At 61.8% G+C, this 20,279-nt stretch carries 18 protein-coding genes; 14 read left to right on the top strand and 4 right to left on the bottom strand.

The window, feature by feature from the left end:
• The first annotated feature begins 49 nt into the window (after positions 1-49).
• From ABCW43_RS16740 to ABCW43_RS16705, 8 genes are all read left to right on the top strand, one after another.
• Positions 50-1,423: a malonyl-CoA decarboxylase gene (locus ABCW43_RS16740; RefSeq protein ID WP_345926426.1), complete on the top strand. Its 1,374-nt coding sequence runs from the start codon at positions 50-52 to the stop codon at positions 1,421-1,423.
• Positions 1,423-2,952: a malonate--CoA ligase gene (locus ABCW43_RS16735; RefSeq protein ID WP_345926424.1), complete on the top strand. Its 1,530-nt coding sequence runs from the start codon at positions 1,423-1,425 to the stop codon at positions 2,950-2,952. Before ABCW43_RS16740 ends, ABCW43_RS16735 begins: the two co-directional genes overlap by 1 nt.
• Before the next feature lie 88 nt (positions 2,953-3,040).
• Positions 3,041-4,708, top strand: a complete 1,668-nt coding sequence (locus ABCW43_RS16730; protein WP_345926422.1) for a UGSC family (seleno)protein — start codon at positions 3,041-3,043, stop codon at positions 4,706-4,708.
• Position 4,709: 1 nt separating this feature from the next.
• A complete protein-coding gene (locus ABCW43_RS16725) occupies positions 4,710-5,684 on the top strand; it encodes an NAD(P)/FAD-dependent oxidoreductase (protein ID WP_345926420.1) in 975 nt (324 codons plus the stop codon).
• Positions 5,685-5,688: 4 nt separating this feature from the next.
• Positions 5,689-6,378, top strand: a complete 690-nt coding sequence (locus ABCW43_RS16720) for a GntR family transcriptional regulator (protein ID WP_345926418.1) — start codon at positions 5,689-5,691, stop codon at positions 6,376-6,378.
• 113 nt (positions 6,379-6,491) lie between these two features.
• Positions 6,492-7,541, top strand: coding sequence for an ABC transporter substrate-binding protein (locus tag ABCW43_RS16715; protein ID WP_345926416.1), 1,050 nt, complete (start codon positions 6,492-6,494; stop codon positions 7,539-7,541).
• A gap of 97 nt (positions 7,542-7,638) precedes the next feature.
• Positions 7,639-9,387, top strand: a complete 1,749-nt coding sequence (locus ABCW43_RS16710) for an ABC transporter permease (RefSeq protein ID WP_345926414.1) — start codon at positions 7,639-7,641, stop codon at positions 9,385-9,387.
• Positions 9,387-10,457 carry an ABC transporter ATP-binding protein gene (locus ABCW43_RS16705; RefSeq protein ID WP_345926412.1) on the top strand — a complete coding sequence of 357 codons (1,071 nt, stop codon included), beginning with the start codon at positions 9,387-9,389 and terminating at the stop codon, positions 10,455-10,457. The genes ABCW43_RS16710 and ABCW43_RS16705 overlap by 1 nt, the downstream gene beginning before the upstream one ends.
• Before the next feature lie 7 nt (positions 10,458-10,464).
• On the opposite strand, the gene ABCW43_RS16700 is transcribed toward ABCW43_RS16705, so the two are convergent.
• On the bottom strand, positions 10,465-10,632 hold the full coding sequence (locus ABCW43_RS16700) for a hypothetical protein (RefSeq protein WP_345926410.1): 168 nt from the start codon (positions 10,630-10,632) through the stop codon (positions 10,465-10,467).
• A 135-nt stretch (positions 10,633-10,767) separates the two neighbouring features.
• Here ABCW43_RS16700 and ABCW43_RS16695 point away from each other — a divergent pair, with 135 nt between their 5' ends.
• Positions 10,768-12,000, top strand: a complete 1,233-nt coding sequence (locus ABCW43_RS16695) for a M24 family metallopeptidase (RefSeq protein ID WP_345926408.1) — start codon at positions 10,768-10,770, stop codon at positions 11,998-12,000.
• Positions 12,001-12,110: 110 nt separating this feature from the next.
• Positions 12,111-12,572, top strand: coding sequence for an RrF2 family transcriptional regulator (locus ABCW43_RS16690; protein ID WP_345926406.1), 462 nt, complete (start codon positions 12,111-12,113; stop codon positions 12,570-12,572).
• Here ABCW43_RS16690 and ABCW43_RS16685 read toward each other — a convergent pair.
• A complete protein-coding gene (locus tag ABCW43_RS16685; protein WP_345926404.1) occupies positions 12,569-13,786 on the bottom strand; it encodes an SfnB family sulfur acquisition oxidoreductase in 1,218 nt (405 codons plus the stop codon). The two genes, ABCW43_RS16690 and ABCW43_RS16685, sit on opposite strands and share 4 nt — an antisense overlap.
• 269 nt (positions 13,787-14,055) lie before the next feature.
• Here ABCW43_RS16685 and ABCW43_RS16680 point away from each other — a divergent pair, with 269 nt between their 5' ends.
• Both ABCW43_RS16680 and ABCW43_RS16675 read left to right on the top strand, forming a co-directional pair.
• The gene (locus ABCW43_RS16680; protein ID WP_345926402.1) at positions 14,056-15,375 is read left to right on the top strand and encodes an LLM class flavin-dependent oxidoreductase; all 1,320 of its coding nucleotides are present in this window, start codon (positions 14,056-14,058) and stop codon (positions 15,373-15,375) included.
• A gap of 175 nt (positions 15,376-15,550) precedes the next feature.
• Positions 15,551-15,742: a hypothetical protein gene (locus ABCW43_RS16675; RefSeq protein WP_345926400.1), complete on the top strand. Its 192-nt coding sequence runs from the start codon at positions 15,551-15,553 to the stop codon at positions 15,740-15,742.
• A 90-nt stretch (positions 15,743-15,832) separates the two neighbouring features.
• Here the strand turns inward: ABCW43_RS16675 and ABCW43_RS16670 are convergent, their stop codons facing one another.
• A complete protein-coding gene (locus ABCW43_RS16670) occupies positions 15,833-16,492 on the bottom strand; it encodes a peroxiredoxin (RefSeq protein ID WP_306868066.1) in 660 nt (219 codons plus the stop codon).
• Positions 16,493-16,934: 442 nt separating this feature from the next.
• The gene (locus tag ABCW43_RS16665) at positions 16,935-17,693 is read right to left on the bottom strand and encodes an IclR family transcriptional regulator (protein WP_345926396.1); all 759 of its coding nucleotides are present in this window, start codon (positions 17,691-17,693) and stop codon (positions 16,935-16,937) included.
• A 111-nt stretch (positions 17,694-17,804) separates the two neighbouring features.
• On the opposite strand from ABCW43_RS16665, the gene ABCW43_RS16660 reads away from it, so the two are divergent.
• Positions 17,805-18,740 carry a polysaccharide deacetylase family protein gene (locus ABCW43_RS16660; protein ID WP_345926394.1) on the top strand — a complete coding sequence of 312 codons (936 nt, stop codon included), beginning with the start codon at positions 17,805-17,807 and terminating at the stop codon, positions 18,738-18,740.
• Positions 18,741-18,783: 43 nt separating this feature from the next.
• A complete protein-coding gene (locus ABCW43_RS16655) occupies positions 18,784-20,277 on the top strand; it encodes an ABC transporter substrate-binding protein (RefSeq protein ID WP_345926392.1) in 1,494 nt (497 codons plus the stop codon).
• Positions 20,278-20,279: the final 2 nt, after the last annotated feature.

Raw genomic sequence — 20,279 nt, 5'->3', positions numbered from 1 at the left:
CATACGATCCTCTATCTGCTGTATGCAATGAACAGGTAGGAGAAGAGAGATGAGCAGCAGGGATCCGGTTTTTGGCTGGTGGGACGCTCCACCATTCATCGGCGAGTTGATCCAGTCCTTGTCCGGCCGCGGCCGGGCCTTGTTCGGCCTCTCATCGCCGCCGGTGCAGAATCGCGATCTTACCGGCCTTGCAGAGATGATCCTTTCGCGCCGCGGAGAAGTTTCCGGTGCGATCCTTGCCGAAGCCTTCCTTGAAGCCTATCGGCAGGCCAGCGCCTCGGACCGGGACGCCTTGATGCGCGCGCTTCTCGATCGTTTCGGCCCCGACCGAACCGCCTTGGATGCCGCGGCGTCGGCTTATAATCTCGATCCAAGCGCCCAGAATATCGCCAGGCTGCACGAGGCGGCCGAACCGCGCCGGCAGGAACTTTTCCGCCGTATCAATTTCGCCAAGCGTGGCACCGCGACGCTGGTCGAGATGCGCGAACATCTGATGGACATGGTGTCCAAGGACCCGGCACTGCAGCCGGTCGACCTCGACTTTTGCCATCTCTTCTCCTCATGGTTCAACCGGGGCTTCCTGATGTTGCGATCGATCGACTGGACCACACCCGCCAATATTCTGGAGGCGCTGATCCGCTATGAAGCCGTGCACGATATTGACGGCTGGGATGACCTGCGCCGGCGACTGGCACCGGCCGACCGCCGTTGCTTCGGCTTCTTCCACCCGCAACTGGAAGACGAGCCTCTGATCTTCGTCGAGGTGGCGCTGACCGACCATCTGCCCGCCTCGGTCGATGCACTTCTCGCCCGCGACCGCCAGCCGCTGGAAGTGCAGCAGGCGACGACGGCGGTGTTTTATTCGATTTCCAACTGCCAGCGCGGCCTCGCCGGCATTTCGCTCGGCAATTTCCTCATCAAGCAGGTGGTGAACGATCTGAAGCGCGACCTGCCGCGGCTCGAACATTTCGTGACACTATCCCCCATCCCGGGCTTCGGCGCATGGTTGCGCGGCGAAAGCCGCATCACCGACAGCGAGGAGATCAAACAGGAAAAGCAGCGGCTTATCGCCAGGCTTGAAGGTGACTGGGCATCTGCCGGCGAGCACGAACTCGACCAGATCCAGCGTGCCATGCTGCCGCTTGGAGCGCATTACCTGCTGAACGTCCGGCGCGGCAATGGTCGGCCGGTGGATCCCGTTGCCCGTTTCCATCTCGGCAACGGAGCGCAGGCCGAGAGGCTCAATTTCCTCGGCGACCGGTCGCCGAAGGGAATGCGCCAGTCATACGGCCTGATGGTCAACTATCGCTACCGGCTCGGCGAAATCGAGAAGAACCACGAGGCTTATGCCGAAAACGGCCATATCGCGGCGACGCCGGCGCTGCGCAAACTGGCCCAACCGGTTTCCCAGGAGGTGTTTTGATGGCTGGTAATCTCTACGACGCGCTGCTCGGCGGACTCGACCGGGAGGATCGGCTGCTCCTGACGGACGAGACGGTCGGCACCATGAGCTACCGCGCCTTCGCTGATCAATGCGCAAAGCTTGCTGGAGCGCTTCTCGAAGCCGGCCTTCAGCCAGGCGACCGGGTCGCCGTTCAGGCGGAAAAGTCGGTCGCGGCACTGGCGCTGTATCTGGCGACAGTCCGCGCAGGGGGCATCTATCTGCCACTCAACACCGCCTATACGCCGGCAGAAATCGAATATTTCCTGACCGACGCCGAGCCCGCGATCTTCGTCTGCGACCCGTCGAAGCTTGAGGCGCTACAGCCGATCGCCAAGGCCGCCGGCGCGAAAATTCTGACGCTTGATCCCGCGGGGAAGGGGACTTTGACGGACGCGGCTGCCATCGCCACGGAGGTCACAGGAACCTCTTCGCGAGGTGGGGCGGATATCGCCGCGATCCTTTACACCTCCGGCACGACGGGGCGTTCCAAAGGCGCCATGCTGAGCCACGACAATCTCCTGTCGAACGCCACGTCCCTGGTGGAGAGCTGGCGCTTCACCGACAGGGATGTGCTGATCCACGCGCTGCCGATCTTCCACACGCACGGGCTTTTTGTCGCGACCAACGTCGTGCTCGCCTCGCGCGCCTCGATGATTTTTCAGCCGAAATTCGATCCGAACAAAATCATGGAGGCGATGCCGAAGGCAACCGTGCTGATGGGCGTGCCGACCTTCTACACCCGATTGCTGCAACATCCGGGGCTCGACAAGGGTAGCACCGCGCATATGCGCCTCTTCGTCTCCGGCTCGGCGCCGCTTCTGGCGGAAACCCACGAGGAATGGCAGACGCGCACCGGTCACGCCATTCTCGAGCGTTACGGCATGACCGAGACCAACATGAACACCTCAAACCCCTATGACGGTCGGCGTGTCGCCGGCACGGTTGGTTTCCCGTTGCCGGGCGTCCAGGTGCGGGTTGTCGACCCCGAAACAGGCGCCTCGCTCGGAACGGAGGAGATCGGCATGATCGAGGTGCGTGGCCCGAACGTCTTTTCGGGTTACTGGCGCATGCCGGAAAAAACCGCCGCGGAATTCCGCAAGGACGGCTTCTTCATCACCGGCGACCTCGGAAAGATCGACAAGGATGGTTATGTCCACATTGTCGGTCGCGGCAAGGACCTCATCATCACCGGCGGCTACAATGTATACCCGAAAGAGGTGGAGATGGAGATCGACGCCATGCCGGGCGTCACCGAAAGCGCCGTCTTCGGTGTGAAGCATCCGGATTTCGGCGAGGGCATCATTGCCGCGATCGTCCTGAAATCAGGTGCGCATCTGACCGAACAGGAGGTCATCAAGGCGCTCGACGGCCGTCTGGCAGGCTATAAACGCCCGAAAAAGGTGGCGTTGATGGCCGAACTGCCGCGCAACACGATGGGTAAGGTCCAGAAGAATATACTCCGCGATCAGTTTTCCGGAGTTTTCGAGCCCGCGGCAGTCGCAAAATAGGGGATCGTGATTTTAGGACTTGACGGTTCATGTATACGCGTGGACTATGAATTGCATACGAGCACGGATCATTTCGGGAGGAAATGGGATGTTGCAACAGGGAAAGCCCCAGAGCGCTCAGCCGCTCGTCACCGTCCACAACCCGATGGGTTATCCGCCAAAGGTCAGCCGCAAGCAGCCGGCCAACCGGCCCGCCAGCCTCCACGGCAAGGTCGTCTATCTCGTCGACAGCCGTTTTGACGATTCGGTCGAACTCCTGAAGGAGGTCGAGGCCTGGTTTACACGCAACATGCCCTCCGTGGACATAAGGATCCGCCAGATGGCGAATACCTATTCCAAGGACGACCCGCAGCTCTGGGAAGAGATCAAGGCGAACGGCCATGCCGCGATCATCGGCGTTGGCCATTGCAGCACCTGCGCGCCGGCCGTCACCACTCATGCGATCACGCTCGAAACCAAATACGGCGTGCCGACCGCGGCGATCCATACCGAAAAATTCGACAAGGTCGTTCGCTCCGTCGCCAAGATGGGCGGGCTTTCGCAGCAGCCGCTGGTCTTCGTGCCGCAGCCGGTGATGGGCAAGACGCCGGAAGAACTGCGCGCCTATGTGGAAGGCCCCGATCCGATCAGCGGCAAGCCGGTGATGAAGGAAATCATCGAGGCCCTGACCGTCGGCCTCTCGGCAGGTGCCGAGGATACACAATTCGAGCGCAGCACGCCGCGCCTCATTGAACCGGACACGGAGGACAATCTCCACGCAGCCTTCCTGCGTAACAACTGGACCGACAAGCTGCCGATCATCCTGCCGACCGACGCCCGCGTCGGCGACATGCTAGCAGCAACCTCCCGCAAGCCGGACGAGGTGGTCGGTCACATGCAGCCGACCACCAATCGCGGCCTGTGGGAATACACGGTCGAAAAGGTGGCGGTAAACGCCGTCATGGCCGGTGCTTCGCCGGAATATTTCCCCGTGATCCTGGCGCTGGCGGCAGCACAGGTCTCCGCCCGCGGATCGACCTCCAGCTCGGCAGCAGCGATGGCCGTCGTCAACGGACCTGTTCGCCACGAGATCGGCATGAACTGCGGCGTCGGCGCGCTCGGCCCTTATAGCCATGCCAATGCCACGATCGGCCGCGCCTTCGGACTCCTGTCGCAGAACCTGCAGGGCGGCTCGGTTGTGGGCGAAACCTTCATGGGGTCGCTCGGCAACAATTATACCTACAACAACCTCACCTTCGCGGAAAACGAGGAGCGCAGCCCGTGGGAGCCGCTGCATGTGCAGAAGGGTTTCGATGCCAAGGCGAGCACCGTCAGCCTCTTCCACGGCTGCCGTTCCACGACATTCAGCCTCGGCTTGCGCAAGGAATACTGGCGGGAACACGTGCGCGACATGCTGCTCGGCACCGATGCGATCACCGCGCCGACCCTGGTGCTCGACCCGATCTGCGCAAGGCAGTTCATCGATCGCGGCGGTTTCGTCAACAAACAGGATCTGCTCGATTTCATCTATGAGACGGCGCAGATGCCGGCCGGCCGTTATTGGGACCTGCAGCTCGTGCAGAACTACATCTATCCCCGCGCCACGTTCGGCGAGGAGCCGATGGCCGCCAAACTGAAGGCCGGCAAGGACGAGCTCATCCATATCTTCCGTCCGCAGGACGTCAATGTCGTGGTCGTCGGTGGCGAGTCCAACGGCTACTGGCAGATATACGGCGCGCATTACCGCACCACCGTTTCCGTCGACGATTGGCGCTGAGATGGCGAACGATTACGACATCGCAGTCATCGGTGCTGGCGTGGCGGGCCTCAATGCGGCGATCGCGGCTGCCCGGCATGGAGCCCGCACGGTCGTCATCGACATGCTCGGCGCCGGCGGCCAGGTGATCAATGTCGACCGCATCGACAATTTTCCGGGGCCCGCCGAGGGCATGTCCGGTTTCGAACTCGGCCCGATGCTGCAGATGCAGGCGGATGAGGCCGGCGTCGAATTTGCGCTCGACACGATCGAGGCTGTCTCGAACACGGATACCGGCTTCCGCATCGCCGGCACCGATCTCGATCTTAACGTCGGCGCGGTGATCATCGCCGCCGGCTCGGCGAAGCGCACGCTCGGCATTCCGGGCGAAGCGGAATTCGAAGGCCGCGGTGTTTCCCATTGCGCCTCCTGCGACGGACCGCTGATGCGCGGCAAGCAAGTCTGCATCATCGGCGGTGGGGATTCGGCACTGGACGAAGCGCTGGCGCTTGTCCCGCACGCCGCCCGCATCATCGTCATTCATCGCGGCTCGCGCCTCAGGGCAAACACCGCATTGCAGGCGAAAGCCAACGAAGCCTCCAACATCGAAGTCAGACTGAATACCGTCGCCACCGCGATCCGCGGCGAAGGCGGCGTCAGTGCCATAACGGTCCGCGATCTTTCGACAGGCACAGAGAGCGATCTCCCCTGCCATGGCGTTTTCGTTTATGTCGGACTTGAGCCCAATACGTCTTTCCTCAGCGATACGGTAACGCTTGCGGCCGATGGCCGGATCGTTGTCGATCTCGATATGCAGACCTCGGTGCCTGGCATTTTCGCGGCCGGCGATATTCGTGCCCGCTCGGTCGCACATCTGGCGGCCTCGGCCGGAGACGGCGTGACGGCGGCGATTTCCGCGGTGCGTTATCTCGCGAAACAGGGCGGCAATACCCAACAGGCGGAGCTGCATTTTGCGGCGGCCGCATCGGCAGGATAGGCCCATGAACGTGCAGCTCAAAGGCAAGCAGAGCAAACCGAGCGTTCGCGACGCGATCGAGCAGGATATCGTCACCGGATTCTATGCCCCCGGCGACCGGCTCGACGAGGCAGGGCTTGCGACCCGCCATCAGGTGTCGCGTACACCCGTGCGCGAGGCGCTGATCCAGCTCAGCACCATGGGCCTCGTCAAGATGGTGCCCAATCGGGGAGCCTTCGTCACCCAGCTGACGATCACCGAGCTTGTCGAAATGTTCGAGGTGATGGGCGAACTTGAGGCAATGTGCGCCCGGCTTGCCGCCCGCCGCATCCGCCCGGAACAGCTCAAACTGCTCGAAGAAGCGCAAGCTGCCTGCGCCACGGCCCAGCAGGCCGGCAATTCGGACGATTATTATTACGCGAACGCCGAATTTCACCGGGTGATCTACGAGGCGAGCGGCAACGGGTTTCTGGCGGAAAACGCTCATGCGCTGCAGCGCCGGCTTAAGCCCTATCGGCGCCTGCAGTTGCGGGTCCCCGGGCGCGTCAACAGTTCGTTGTCCGAGCACGAGGAGGTGCTCGCGGCGATCCGTGCCCGTGACGACGCCCGCGCCCGGGACGCGATGCGCAACCACGTGGTCATCCAGGGCGAATATTTCAGCGACTTCCTGGCGCTGATGCGCCCGGTGGAACGCCAGTTGATCCCCGGTGAATGAAGAGGAGCATCACCGGTGAGGATCGATTGCGGCGGAAGGAAAACATGAAGTTTTAAGCTCGGGAGGGTCGGGCTTGTCGCCGGCGATGGGCCGGATCAAAGGGAGGAGAGATCATGAAGCATGCCATTACCTATATGGCCGGCCTGGTTCCGGCATTCCTGCTGGCGGCCGGTCTTGCCGGCGCGGCTGAAATGACGGACGGAGAAAAGCAGCTCTACGACGCCGCCAAGAAGGAAGGCTCCGTCACCTGGTACGTCTCGCAGACGACCACCGAGTTCGCCGACGGCATGTGCGGCCTGTTCAAGAAGAAATATGCCGGCGTCGAGTGCAACGTCGTACGCGCCTCCGGCCAAGTCATCTTCCAGCGCCTCGTGCAGGAACTTCAGGCCAAGGCCATCCAGGGCGACCTGATGTCGACCAATGACGACGGCCAGATGGCGCAGCTGAAGGAACAGGGCGCGCTCGCCCAGTTCGCGCCGGAAAACCTCAAGGACATGGTGCCGGAGCTTCGCGCGCTGGCCGACAAGGAAAACTACTGGATCACATCGGGGGTCTCGCCTCTCGTCATCGCCTACAATACCAAGCTGGTGACCGAGGCGGAAGCGCCGAAGAACTGGACGGATCTTGCCGATCCGAAGTGGAAAGGCCAGGTCGCCATCGGCCATCCGAGCTTCTCGGGCAGCGTCGGGCTCTGGACGGTGCTGATGAACGATCTCTACGGCTGGGACTTCTTCAAGAATATCGAGAAGAACAAGCCCCAGATCGGCCGCTCCGTGGCCGATGGACATAACCTTGTCGCCTCGGGTGAACGCAAGGTGGCGCTGGCGCCGCTGCCGCTGATACTGTCGGACTCGATCCTCAAAAAGGTGCCGATCGGCGTCATCTACCCGACCGACGGTGCCCTGCTGCCGCCTTCAGCAACCGCCATCCTGAAGGACGCGCCGCATCCCAACGCCGCGCGGCTGTTCGAGAACTTCCTGCTCGGGCCGGAGATCGCCGAGTACTTCGCCAAGGACTACCGTTACCCGCTTCGGGCCGGCGTGCCGCTGGCAGAAGGCATGCGCCCGCTCAGCAGCTACAAGACGAAGTCGATTGCGACGGCCGACGGCATAAAAAAGCTGCCTGAGGTCCAGGAAAAGTTCCGCGACACGTTCGGGATCTGAACCGTAACCGGGAGGCCGGCACCTGCCGGCCTCCGCCCATCACGCCCGGCGGCGTGACCTGTTTCCGACGCCTCCAGTGACAAAGCGAGCGCCGATCATGACGAGTGTTTCCCATCCCGCGGCCACCACCTGGTCGGAAGACCAGCCGGTGAAGATGCGCGTGCCCTGGCACCAGCGGCTGCAGCCGGCCAACCTGCTCTGGCTCTTCCTGGCCGGCATTCTGGTCGTTTTGATCGTTGCGCCGATGTGGACGCTCGTCGTCTCCAGTTTCACCGATGCCAAGACCGGCGGCTGGACGCTCAACAACTATGTCGAGGCCTATGGCAAGGAACGCCACATCACGGCGCTCACCAATACGCTGAAGATGGGCGCCGTGGTCGTGGTTCTGAAACTGGCCTTCGGCGTGCCGCTTGCCTGGGCCTGCACTCGCACCGACATGCCGGGCCGCAATTTCGTGCGCTACAGCGTGTTCGGTGCCTTCATCATGCCGCCCTATCTTGCAGGCGTCGGCTGGATCCTGCTCGCCGGCCCGAATACCGGCTGGATCAACCGCGTCTGGCACAGCCTTTCCGGCTCCACCGAACCGCTGGTCAACATCTTCTCCTTCGGCGGGCTGGTGCTGGTCACGGCGATCGGCGGCTTCTTCCTCGTCTTCGTGCTGGTGAGCTCGGCCTTCGAGATGATCAATTCGGAGATGGAGGACGCGGCCAATATCCTTGGCGCCGGTCCGTTCAAGACGGCGATGAAGGTGACCTTTCCTCTGGTCATGCCGGCGATCATCGGTGCCGCACTCCTCTCCTTCCTCGGCGCGATCGCGCTCTACGGCGTGCCGGCGCTGATCTCCATCCCGGCGCGATATCCGGTCGTAGTGATCCAGCTCACCGAATTTTTCTCGTTCCCGCTTAGAATCCAGGTGGCGGCCGCCTATTCGATCCCGCTACTACTGATCACTGCCGCGATGCTCGGGCTGCAAAAGCTGATCCTGCGCCGCAAGGGCTATGTCTCGGTCAGCGGCAAGGGGGGCGAGCGTCGCATCGTCAAGCTCGGCAGATGGCGCTGGGTATTGTTCGGCTATTGCTTCTTCGTCGTGGCGCTCTCGGTGCTGATGCCGATGTTCGTGCTGCTTCTGGCCGCCTTTTCCGACTCCTGGACGACGGGCTTCTCGTTCAGCAACCTGACGCTTTCCAATTTCCACTACGTGCTCTTTGAACATTCGAGTTCACAAAAGGCGCTGGTCGGAAGTATCGGGCTTGGCATCGTGGCGGCGACGGTGGCGATCACGCTGGCGCTGTTCATCGCCTATATCGTGCAGCGCAGGCTGATCCCGTTCTCGAGCCTGCTCGCCTTCCTGGCGGTCTCTCCCTATGTCGTGCCCGGCATCGTGCTCGCTATCGGCTTTTATGCGGCTTACGCCCTGCCGCCGATCGCGCTCTATGGCACCTATACGATCATGGCGCTCGCCTTCATCACCCGTTTCCTGCCGATCGCCTTCACCACCAGCTCGGCCGGCGTGCGCAGCATCCATCCGGAAATGGAGGAGGCGGTGCGCATTCTCGGCGGCGGGCGGGTGACGGCGCTCAGGCATGTGGTCGGGCCGCTGTTGAAGCGGACGCTTGCCGGCGGCTGGCTGCTGATCTTCGTGCCGGCGGCGCAGGAACTCTCGACCGCCATCTTCCTGGTCGGTCCCACCACGCGCGTCGTTTCCGTCGTGCTGCTCGATCTCAGCGAGGAAGGCGAGCTCGAGAAGCTCGCGGCGCTGGGCTCTCTGCTGTTGATCATCATTGTCGCAGTCGTCGCCCTCGGGATGAAATATCTCGGCCGCGACTTCATGTTGAGGAGAAGCTAATGGACGGACTTGTCCTCAGGAAACTCGGTCGCCGCTTCGGTGCCGTCGATGCGGTTCTGGATTTCGACCTGCATATCAGGCCCGGCGAATTCGTCTCGCTGCTCGGTCCTTCCGGCTGCGGCAAGACGACGACGCTCAGGATGATCGCGGGGTTCATCGACCCGACCGCCGGTTCGATCGAGCTCGACGGCAAGATCCTCTCAGCGCCTTCCGGCTCCGTGCCGCCGGAAAAGCGCGGCATGTCGATGATCTTCCAGTCTTATGCGATCTGGCCGAACATGACGGTCTCGCAGAACGTCGCCTTCGGCCTCAACCTGCGCAAATTGCCTTCCGACGAGATCAAGAAACGCGTCGGCGCGGTGCTGGAAACCGTGCGGATGAGTCATCTCGCCGACCGTTATCCGGCCGAACTTTCCGGCGGTCAGCAGCAGCGCGTGGCACTCGCCCGTGCCGTCGTCATCCGCCCGGCGGTGCTGCTGCTCGACGAGCCGCTCTCGAACCTCGACGCCAACCTGCGCGAAGAAATGCGCTTCGAAATCAAGCGCATGCATGACGAGTTCAAGATCACCTCGGTCTATGTTACTCACGATCAGGGCGAGGCAATGGTGACCTCCGACCGTATCGCGGTGATGAACAACGGCCGCCTCGAACAGATCGACAGCCCTTATGCGCTCTACAGCCGGCCGAAGACGCGGTTCGTGGCAAGCTTCATCGGCCGCACCAATTTTCTCTCCGGCAATTGCGGTAACCACATGATCGACTTTGCCGGTTTCAGCGTGCCGCTTGCCCTGATCGGCGAAGAAGTGACCGGCTCCGGACCGGTCACCGTCTCGATCCGGCCGCAGGCGATGAAGCTTTCGGCGACGGAGGCTCCCAAGGACAAGGCCATCAACCTCGAGGGCTTGGTTCGGCAGTCCGCGTTCCTCGGCGAGACCTGGGACTACGTCTTCCAACCGAAGGACAGCGGGCTGCAATTCCGTGTCGCAGCACCGCCGGCCGATGTCTTCCAGGTCGGTGCGCCGGCCTGGCTGCAGATCGACCCCGCGCAGATCGTGCCGATCGCGGATTGAGGCTCTATCAGGCCGGCATGCGGGGAATACTGGCCAAGAGTTTCTGCATATAGGCATGGCGGGGTACAGCGAGGATGCCGCTCTCGCCGCTCTCGACGATCCGGCCGCGTTCGACAATGATGGTTTCCTCGCAGGGCGAGGCGACAAGGCTGATATCGTGAGAGACGAGCGCCAAGATCGCGGTCTCCGACAGTAGCCGGGGCAGCTCGACGATGCGCTGATGCTGGCCGCCAGGATTTTTGTTCCAGCCGCTGGCGATCTTACCGAAGCCCGGCTAAGGCCTTGAGAAAGGACGGATTTGGAGAGTGCGATGGGTAATATCGACCGCAGCCATGCGCAGCGCCTGATGGAGCAAGCGGGCCTCGACGCATTGGCAATCTTCCAGCCCGAAGCCTTTCGTTACGCGATCGGTGCGCCGGCCGGCGTCGCGACCATGTGGGGCAGGGCAGGGGCGGCGATCGCGCTGGTGCCCGCCGATGCCTCCATGGGGCTCGCGGCGGTCGCCAGCGACCACGCCGCCGGATCAATCCGCAAGTCTGCGGCAGAGGTGGACCTGCGCACCCATCGCATCTGGATCGATATGCTCGATCTGACGGGCGCTGAGAGCGTCGAGCAGATCAACGAGGCCTATCGCCGGCTCGGTTCTGTCGGACCGCGGCCGGAGACGTTCGATCGGTCCGCCTGTTTTGGCCTGCTCGGTGAGCTCTTAAATGAGCGCGGCCTTGATCGCGGCCGGATCGGCGCCGACCTGGAATTTTTGCCGGCTGCTGATTTCGAGGCCCTGAGACGGGCTTTGCCGACGGTTACCTGGACCGATGGCTCGGACGTGCTGCGCCGCCTGCGGTCCGTCAAGACGCCGCGCGAGATCGAGCGGCTGCGTCGTGCCGCGAAAGCGGCGGAAGCCGGCCTCGCGCGCATGGCAGCTGCGGTGAAACCTGGCACGTCGCTCACCGAACTCTCTTCCGCCTGGAAGTCAGGCGCCCAGGCCGCCGCGGCAGAAGGCGGCTTCGGGTTGAGCGGCCACTGGGATTTCATCTCGGTCGGGGCCGATCTTTCGGACATGTCGGCGGTCGTAACGCCGGGCGCGCTGATCAAGGCAGATGTCGGAACGCTGGTCGATGGCTATTCCTCGGACGGCGCACGCACTTTCACCCATGGCCGTGCATCGCCACTCTCGCACGAAATCTTCAAGGCGCTGGAAACCGCTTTTGCTGCCGGGTTCGATCAGCTTCGTCCGGGCAATACGTTCGGCGCCGTACATGCCGCCATGCTCGGCTCGATGCGTAAGGACGGTTTTGCAGAATATGATCGCGGCCATTTCGGCCACTCGGTCGGCGGCAGCGTCGGTATAGAGGAATGGCCGTTCTTCTCCTCCGCCAATCCGGAAATCATCCAGCCGAACATGGTGGTGGCGCTGGAGGCGCCGTTCTACGGCCAGGGTATCGGCGCGCTGATGATCGAGGATCAGTTCCTGATCACCGAAACAGGGGCAGACTGCATGAATACGCTGCCGCGGACATTGCGCGATCTTTCGGCAGAATAGGACAGGACAAGGAAAGCGGCGTTGAACCTTTGGCGCCGGTCCTGTATCGGTGTCATACCTCCGGCGGTCTCGCCGGGAAGGATACCAATCAGGCGGAATTTCGATCCTCGATGCTTACGAAAAAGGGAAAATACGGGCTCAAGGCGCTTGTCCATCTTGCACAGCTTGAACCCGGCAAGACCGCTTTCGTCAGCGACATCGCCCAACAGAACAATATTTCCAAGAAATTCCTCGATGCAATCCTGCTCGAACTGCGCAAGGGCGGCATGCTGCGATCGAAGAAGGGCCCCGGCGGCGGTTATGCGCTGTCCAAGCCTGCTTCGCAGATCTATGTCGGCCAAGCCGTGCGGATCCTCGACGGCCCGCTGGCACCCATCCGCTGCGCGAGCAAAACGGCGTTCGAGCCCTGTGACGATTGCGATCATCCGGAAGATTGTCAGATCCGCCATTCGATGACGGAGGTGCGCGACGCCATCGCCGCCGTGCTCGACACCATGACGCTGGAGCAGATGGTCGCCAAACGCTCCAGTGGTGTCCTCGACGAGCCCGAGGCCAGCAGCAAACAGGGTTAAAACTGCCCGTTCGGCCGCGGCACATTGCCGTTCAGGTGAAAATCGCCGATCGCGTGATGTTTCCAGCGCACCGGATCGTGAACCGTATGGGTTCGAGCATTGCGCCAGTGCCGGTCGAGGTTCAGGTCTTCCTTGGTCGCGGACGTTCCGGCAAGCTCGAACAGGCCGTTGGTCGCGTCGAGTGCCGCCTCCGTCGTCAGGATCTTTGCGGCAGCGACGGAAAGCGAGGCGTCGATCGCAGTCTCCGAGGACGGGTTGATCTGCGCGATATCGACCTTGCGGCCGGCTCGTTCCAGGACCGCGCTCGCCGCTTCCAGTTTGACGGCGATCGAGCCGGTCCGCGCGATGGTCAGCGGGTCGGCACTTGCCGTCTCGACGCCGACGTTGCGGATGCCGCGGGATTTGCTGCGCACGAAGCCGACCATGTCGGCAAAGGCGGCGCGCGCGATCCCCAGGTCGACGGCGGCATGCAGCAGTTGGCCAAGCGAGCCGAGCGGCGCATGCCGTTCGAAACTCCGGTAGTAGCTGATGACCGAGTCCGGCGAGACGTAGACATTGTCGATCACTACGGTGCCGCTGGCCGTGGTGCGCTGGCCGAACCCGTCCCAATCGTCGACGATCGTCAGCCCTTCCGCATCGCGCGGCACGATCGCCATGACCGCTTTAGCTTCCAGGTCGAGACCAAAGATGGCCACCCAGTCGGCAAACAGCGCGCCGGTCGAATAATATTTGCGGCCGGTGATGCGAAAGCCGAGCCCATCGGCCACCAGCCGGGTTTCGATGTCGCCCGCTGCCTTCGTTCCTGACTCGGCAAGGGCGTTGCCGAAATGCTCCCCGGCGAGCGCCCGGGCGAAGAAATATTTCTTCTGCTCCTCGCTGCCGGCAAGGCGCAGGGCTTCGAGAATGGAAAAATGGTTCTGCGGGATCTGCCCGACCGATGCGTCGGCCCCCGACAGAATGGCGATCACCTCCGCCAGGAAGGCGTTGGAAATGTCGGCGCCGCCATATTCGGCGGGTACGGTGATCCCCAGCAATCCCGACCGGGCGACCAGTTCCATCTCGTCATGCGGCAGAAGCCGCTCCCGGTCGCGCAGACTGGAACCTTCGGCGATGCGGGCCGAAAGGCCCGCCGCAACCTCGATCGCCTGGTCCTCGGTCGCCAGATATGGAGCCACTGCTCTGATCTTTCCTGCCAAATGGAAAACCCTGCTCATGTGCGCCTCCCGGATCAAGCCTGTCATTCAGCCACGTCACGCAGGCCGGGAGAAGGAATAAAGCTTCAATTGCACGTGACGAACGACGTGAATTTTCTCTTTTTGGCGGCCGCACAGAGACAATCGCGGATTGTCACGCCAAGTTGAGCGGAAGAAGAGAGAATTTCTCCGGCACGATGCAATCGGCGCAACAACTTTCCTTAGCGCATCCAACCGGAATGCCTAGTTTATGGGACCGAGCCCGTTTCTCCTCTCAACAGAGCAACCCCATGGCAAGATCGCTACACCTTACCGCCTTCATGCGTCCCGTCAGCCTGCATACCGGCGCCTGGCGTTATCCCGGCGCCTATCCGGACGCCAATTTCAATTTTGGGCATATCAAGTCGTTCATCCAGAAACTGGAAGCCGCCAAGTTCGACGCCTTTTTCATGGCCGATCACCTGGCTGTGTTGAACATGCCGGTCGAAGCACTGAAGCGCAGTCATACGGTGACGTCGTTCGAGCCGTTCACGCTGCTGTCGGCGCTTGCCGCGGTCACCGAGAAGATCGGTCTTGCGGCGACCGCCTCAACCACGTTCGACGAGCCCTATCACGTCGCCCGCCGGTTTGCCTCCCTCGACCATATCAGCAACGGCCGCGCCGCCTGGAACATCGTCACGACCTCCAATCCGGATTCCGCACGCAATTTCGGTCTCGACGAGCATGTCGAGCACGGCGAGCGCTACAAGCGGGCACGTGAGTTCTATGACGTCGTGACCGGGCTGTGGGACAGTTTCGCCGACGATGCCTTTATCCGAGACCAGCAAAGCGGCATTTTCTTCGATCCGGAAAAGATGCATGTGCTCGATCATAGGGGCGAAGAACTCAGCGTACGCGGGCCGCTCAACATTGCCCGTCCGGTACAGGGCTGGCCGGTGATCGTGCAGGCGGGGCAGTCGGAGCAGGGACGCCAGCTTGCCGCCGAGACCGCCGAACTGGTCTTCTGCTCGCCACGCGATCTCGCAGCTTCCAAGGCGCTCTATGCGGATATCAAGGGCCGCATGGTCGCCGCCGGGCGAAATCCCGACCATTTGAAGATCCTGCCGGCTGCCTTCATTGTCGTCGGCGATACGATCGAGGACGCGAAGGCCAAGCGGGCGCTACTCGACGGCCTGGTGCACTACGACAGCGCCATCGCCTCGCTGTCGATTGCGCTCGGCCACGACGCCTCGGGTTTTAATCCGGACGGTCCGCTGCCGGACATTCCGGAAACCAATGCCAGCAAGTCCGGCCGCGCCCAGGTCCTCAAGCTCGCCGAGCAGGAAAAACTGACGGTACGCCAGCTTGCCCAGCGTTATGGCGGCTATTCGGGCCTCGCCTTCGTCGGCACGCCGGCAACCATCGCCGACGAAATGCAGGCCTGGCTTTTAGAAGAGGCAAGCGACGGCTTTACCGTCGTCTTCCCCTATCTGCCGCAAGGTCTGGACGACGTGACGCAGCGGGTCATTCCGGAACTCCGACGCCGCGGCATCTTCCGCCACGACTATGAGGGAACGACGCTTCGGGAGCATCTCGGCCTGCCGCGGCCTGCCAACCGCTTCTTTGCCTGAGGGAATGCAACCGCAAGCTGGCGGAGATCTCTATTTCGCCGATTGCCACATTTTGGACATAACAATTTCAAATGCGTCAACGAATTAGTATAGCGTTTTGATAGACTACATTGACCGAAAGGGGATTTGGCCTGAAAGTTGGGAGGTACCACGCTCAACCAACTGGAGGCTGACGATGATTGCTGGTGGCTTATCCCTGTTTGGATTTGATCTGTTTGGGGTGACCCGGCGCGTGCCGGATAAAACAGGCGTAGACAGCGCCGAACGCAAGCCCCTTGAAAAAGGGCACGAGGATCGTGATGAAAACCGCGATCCTGACCGCGAACATTCGGAAAGCTTCTTCTGGGGCATGTATCCCGTCTATTGAGACGAAGTGCTGTAAGGCGATATCCAGAAATACAAAAAGGCCGGCGAAGCGAAACGCTCCACCGGCCTTTTCCGTTTGATCCAACCGACATCAGGCCGTGGGCTGCTTGGTCTTGCGCAGATAGGGCAGGACCGTGTCGAACGAACCGAAGCGGGTGATCGCGTCTTCGTTGGAAACGGCGGCGGTAATGATCACGTCCTCACCCTGCTTCCAGTTGGCCGGCGTCGCCACCTGGTGCTTGGCGGTGAGTTGGATCGAGTCGATCGCCCGCAGGATCTCGTTGAAATTGCGGCCGGTGGTCATCGGATAAGTGAGGATCAGCTTGATCTTCTTGTCCGGGCCGATGACGTAGACCGAGCGGACCGTCGCATTGTCGGCGGGCGTGCGGCCCTCCGAGCTTTCGCCGGCTGCGGCCGGCAGCATGTCGTAAAGTTTGGCGATCTTGAGGTCCCGGTCGCCGATCAGCGGGTATTCAACCTCGAAGCCGGTCGCGGTCTTGATGTCGTCCTTCCACTTGCCATGGCTTTCGACCGGATCAACGGAGATGCCGATGATCTTGACGCCGCGCTTTTTGAATTCGCCCTCAAGGCCGGCCATGGCGCCGAGCTCGGTCGTGCAGACCGGTGTAAAGTTCTTCGGGTGAGAAAACAGCACGGCCCAGCCGCTGCCGATCCAGTCGTGGAAATGGATCGTGCCCTGGGTGGTTTCGGCGGTGAAATCCGGTGCTATGTCGTTGATACGAAGGCTCATGTTTCAGCTCCCTTGAATTGTTGTATCTGCAGCGATCGGGACTTCAAAGCCGGCCCGATCGATCGGCCGCTTGGGTCGCCTGTCAATTATAGAGTATTTCGCGGATGCCTGCCTGCCCTTCCGGCCGACGATTGATTCCTTCGTGGAGCTGGCGGTCAATGCCGAAGCCTTCAAGCTCGGCTCGCGCTTGCAAATGCCCGGCGGCGGAGATCGGGATTGCCCATCTTCGGGGCGGAAATGCTATTTTCCCGCTGCCCCAGGTGGGCCAAAAGCGAGGGGCGGCCATTGGAAGCTCCGGATTCGTGTCATCACGAGAAGTGATATAACCGCTTCAAGATTGCGGGCCGACACAATTTGTTCCAAAATGCCGGCGGGAAAGAGTGTAGCTTTCCAAATCACGCTGTACCTGCATCGGTTCCATCATCTGCATCAAGAATGAGCGTCAGCGGCGATAACCGAGCGCCCGGCTGATATCGTCGGCCGCACTGCGGACCATCAGCAGAAAGCCCTCGCGCTGCTCGTTATAGCGCACGGTCGGAACGCCGAGATTGAGGGCCGCGACCACCGCGCCGTTGCCGTCGAAGATCGGTGCCGCGATGCCGGTCGAGCCGGTGACGAACTCCTGATCGTTCAGCGCGTAACCGTCCCGGCGGACCCTGGTGAGGACGTCGCGGATGCGCTCGATATCGGTCACGGTATAGCGGGTATAGGAGAGCAGCTGGACACGGGAGAGATAATGTTCCAGCGCCTCCTTCGCGGTGAAGGCGAGCAGGACCCGGCCGGTTGCGGTGCAATAGGCGGCAATCGCCGCGTCGAGGTTGACGTCGTAGCGAACGCGATGCCGGCTGACGCATTTCGCCAGCCGACGGATGTCGCAATGGGCGTTCATTGTCGCGAGCAGGATGGTCTCGCCGGATTCGTCCCGCAGCTTCTCCATGAACGGTTTTGCCACGACGACCAGCGGCTCCTCGTGGCGCCGGAACGGAAAGCCGTGCCGGGTCGCCTCGACCAGCATGTAGCGGCCGGCGTCGTCTTGGACCACATGGCCGCGGGCCGCCAGCGTCTGGACAAGGCCGTGTGCGCTGCTTTTGGGGAAAGAAAGATCACGCACGATCTGGGCCAGCGGCACTGCTTCCCGCCGGGACGCCATATATTCCAGGAGATCGAGAATCCGGCCGGCGCTTTTGATTTCGGAGTTCATGTATGTGAACGAAACCCCCATTGATGGTCATCCGATCGGCTCATAACAATTCTGCCCAGAAAGCAGCCACTCATATTTTCGAGTGTCGCGCTGATAAGGACGAACGATCTCATGAATACGCCGAATAAGCAAAACGATGCCTCCGAACCCTGGACCTGGCCGGATAGTGTCTGGCAGCAGAAGGTTCAGAAGGTGCGCGCGGGGCGTTCCTTAAGGCCTGCGAAGTGGAAAAACGGCGCACGCATGGCAGTCGCATTGTCTTTCGATTCCGATCACGAGACGATGGAACTGAAGAACGGGGGCATGTCCTTCGGCACGATGAGCCGCGGCCAGTACGGCGCCCGCGCCGGCATGCCGCGCATTCTGGGCCTGCTCGAAAAATATTCGGTGCCTGCCTCCTTCTTCATGCCGGCCGTCTCGGCGATGATCAATGCGGAAGAAGTGAAGACGGTGGTTTCCTCGGGCCACGAACTCGGAATCCATAGCTGGATCCACGAGTTCAATTCCCGCCTCGACGAGATGACGGAACGGGATCTTGCGCGGCGCGCCGCCGACACTCTCGAACGCCTGTCCGGCATCCGCCCGGTCGGCATGCGCACCGCATCCTGGGATTTCAGCCCCTATACGCTGAAGATCGCCCGGGAGATGGGATTGCTCTACGACAGCTCGCTGATGGCTGACGAGGAGCCCTACGAGCTTCTGGAGGACGGCGAGCCGACCGGCGTGGTCGAAATCCCGGTCGAGTGGATCCGCGACGACGCGCCCTATGTGGCGATGGACCGGATGACCGGCGCGCGACCCTATGGGGGGCCGGCCATGGTGCTGGACATCTTTGCCCGCGAACTCGAAGTCACATGGGAAGAGGGCGGGCTGTTCCAGCTCACGATGCACCCGCACCATGTCGGGCACCGGTCGCGGATCTTCATTCTGGAAGAGATCATCCGGCTCGCCAAGTCGAAGGGCGACGTCTGGTTCTGCACCCATGCGGAACTGGCGCGGTACTGTGCCGACGAGGCCGGACTCAAGACCGCGGAGAAGGCGGCGTAAGCAGTTCTTGAATACAGCAGCAACAACAATGAGGGTAAGGAACATGTCTGCCAAATTCGCATCCGTAGCCGCAATGCTACTGGCGCTCATCGCGTCGACTGCGCTTGCGCAAACCAAGGACACGCTGACCATCGATCTGCCGAACGATGCGGCGACGCTCGATCCGCATCTGCAGTGGAATACCGACAGCTACTCGATCTACCGCAATATTTTCGACAACCTGCTGACCCGCGATGTGAAGGGCGAGATCGTTCCGCAGATCGCCAAGTCGTGGAAATATCTCGACGACAAGACGATCGAGTTCCAGATCCGCGACGACGTCACCTTCCAGGACGGCACGAAGCTGACCGCCGAAGACGTCGCCTTCTCGATCAATCGCATTATCGATCCGAAGCTGAAGAGCCCGCAGCTTTCGCAGTTCGACCAGATCGCCAAGGCCGAGGCGGTGAGCCCGACCGTCGTCAAGATGACCACCAAGTCGCCCTATCCGGCGCTTCTCGCCCAGCTCGTCAAGCTGTCGATCGTGCCCAAGGCCTATGTCGAAAAGGTCGGCGACCAGGAATTCAACTTGAAGCCGCTCGGTTCCGGCCCTTACAAGATGGCCAACTGGCAGAAGGGGGTTCAGACCGAACTTGAGGCTTACAGCAGCTACTGGCGCGCCAAGCCGCCGTTTCAGAAGGTGGTGTTCCGTACCGTGCCGGACGTATCGACCCGCATCGCCGATCTGAAGACCGGCAAGGCCGACCTCGTGCGCGATGTGCCGCCGGATCAGGCCGAGAGCATCAAAAACGACGCGAATTCGCAGGTCCTGTCGGTTCCCACGGAACGCATCGGTTACCTATTCATCAATGCCCAGGGCGGTGTCACCAAGGATGTCCGCGTCCGCCAGGCGATCGCCTATGCGATCGACCGTCAGGCGCTCGTCGAAGCGCTGCTCGAAGGTTACGGCAAGCCGGTGGAAGTTCTCGGCGCCGAACCCGTCTTCGGCTACACCGACAAGGTCAAGGGCTACGAATACAATCTCGACAAGGCCAAGGAGCTGGTGAAGGCCGCCGGCGCGGAAGGTGCGACCGTCGAATTCCTGACCTCTCCGGCCTATAGCCGCGCCACCGTCGAAGCCATCCAGCAGATGGTCAACGAAGCCGGGCTCAAGGTGGAGATCTCGTCCAGCGACCAGGCGACCTTCCTGAAGCGCCGCCAGGGCGATCCGGCCAATGCCGGCGGTCTCGCCTTCGGCGCATGGTCCTGCGCCTGCCAGGACGTCGACGGCGTGATCTTCCCGCTGTTCCGCACCGGCAGCATCTGGGCCAAATATTCGAACCCGAAGTTCGATGAAGCGGTCGATAAGGCACGTGTCATCCTCGACAAGAACGAGCGGCTGAAGCTTTATGAGCAGGCCTACCAGGTTATCAAGGACGACGTTCCGGGCCTCGGCCTCTACCAGGCCTATGCGCTCTATGGCGCGAACAAGAAGCTGAAGTGGCAGCCGACCGCCAACGAAGCCATGTTCGTCATGGACATGAGCTGGCAGCAGTAACA

The sequence above is a fragment of the Neorhizobium tunisiense genome (assembly GCF_039631515.1).
Classification (GTDB): Bacteria; Pseudomonadota; Alphaproteobacteria; order Rhizobiales; family Rhizobiaceae; genus Neorhizobium.
Note: the sequence above shows the minus strand (reverse complement) of the source record. Positions and strands in the feature narration are given on the sequence as shown.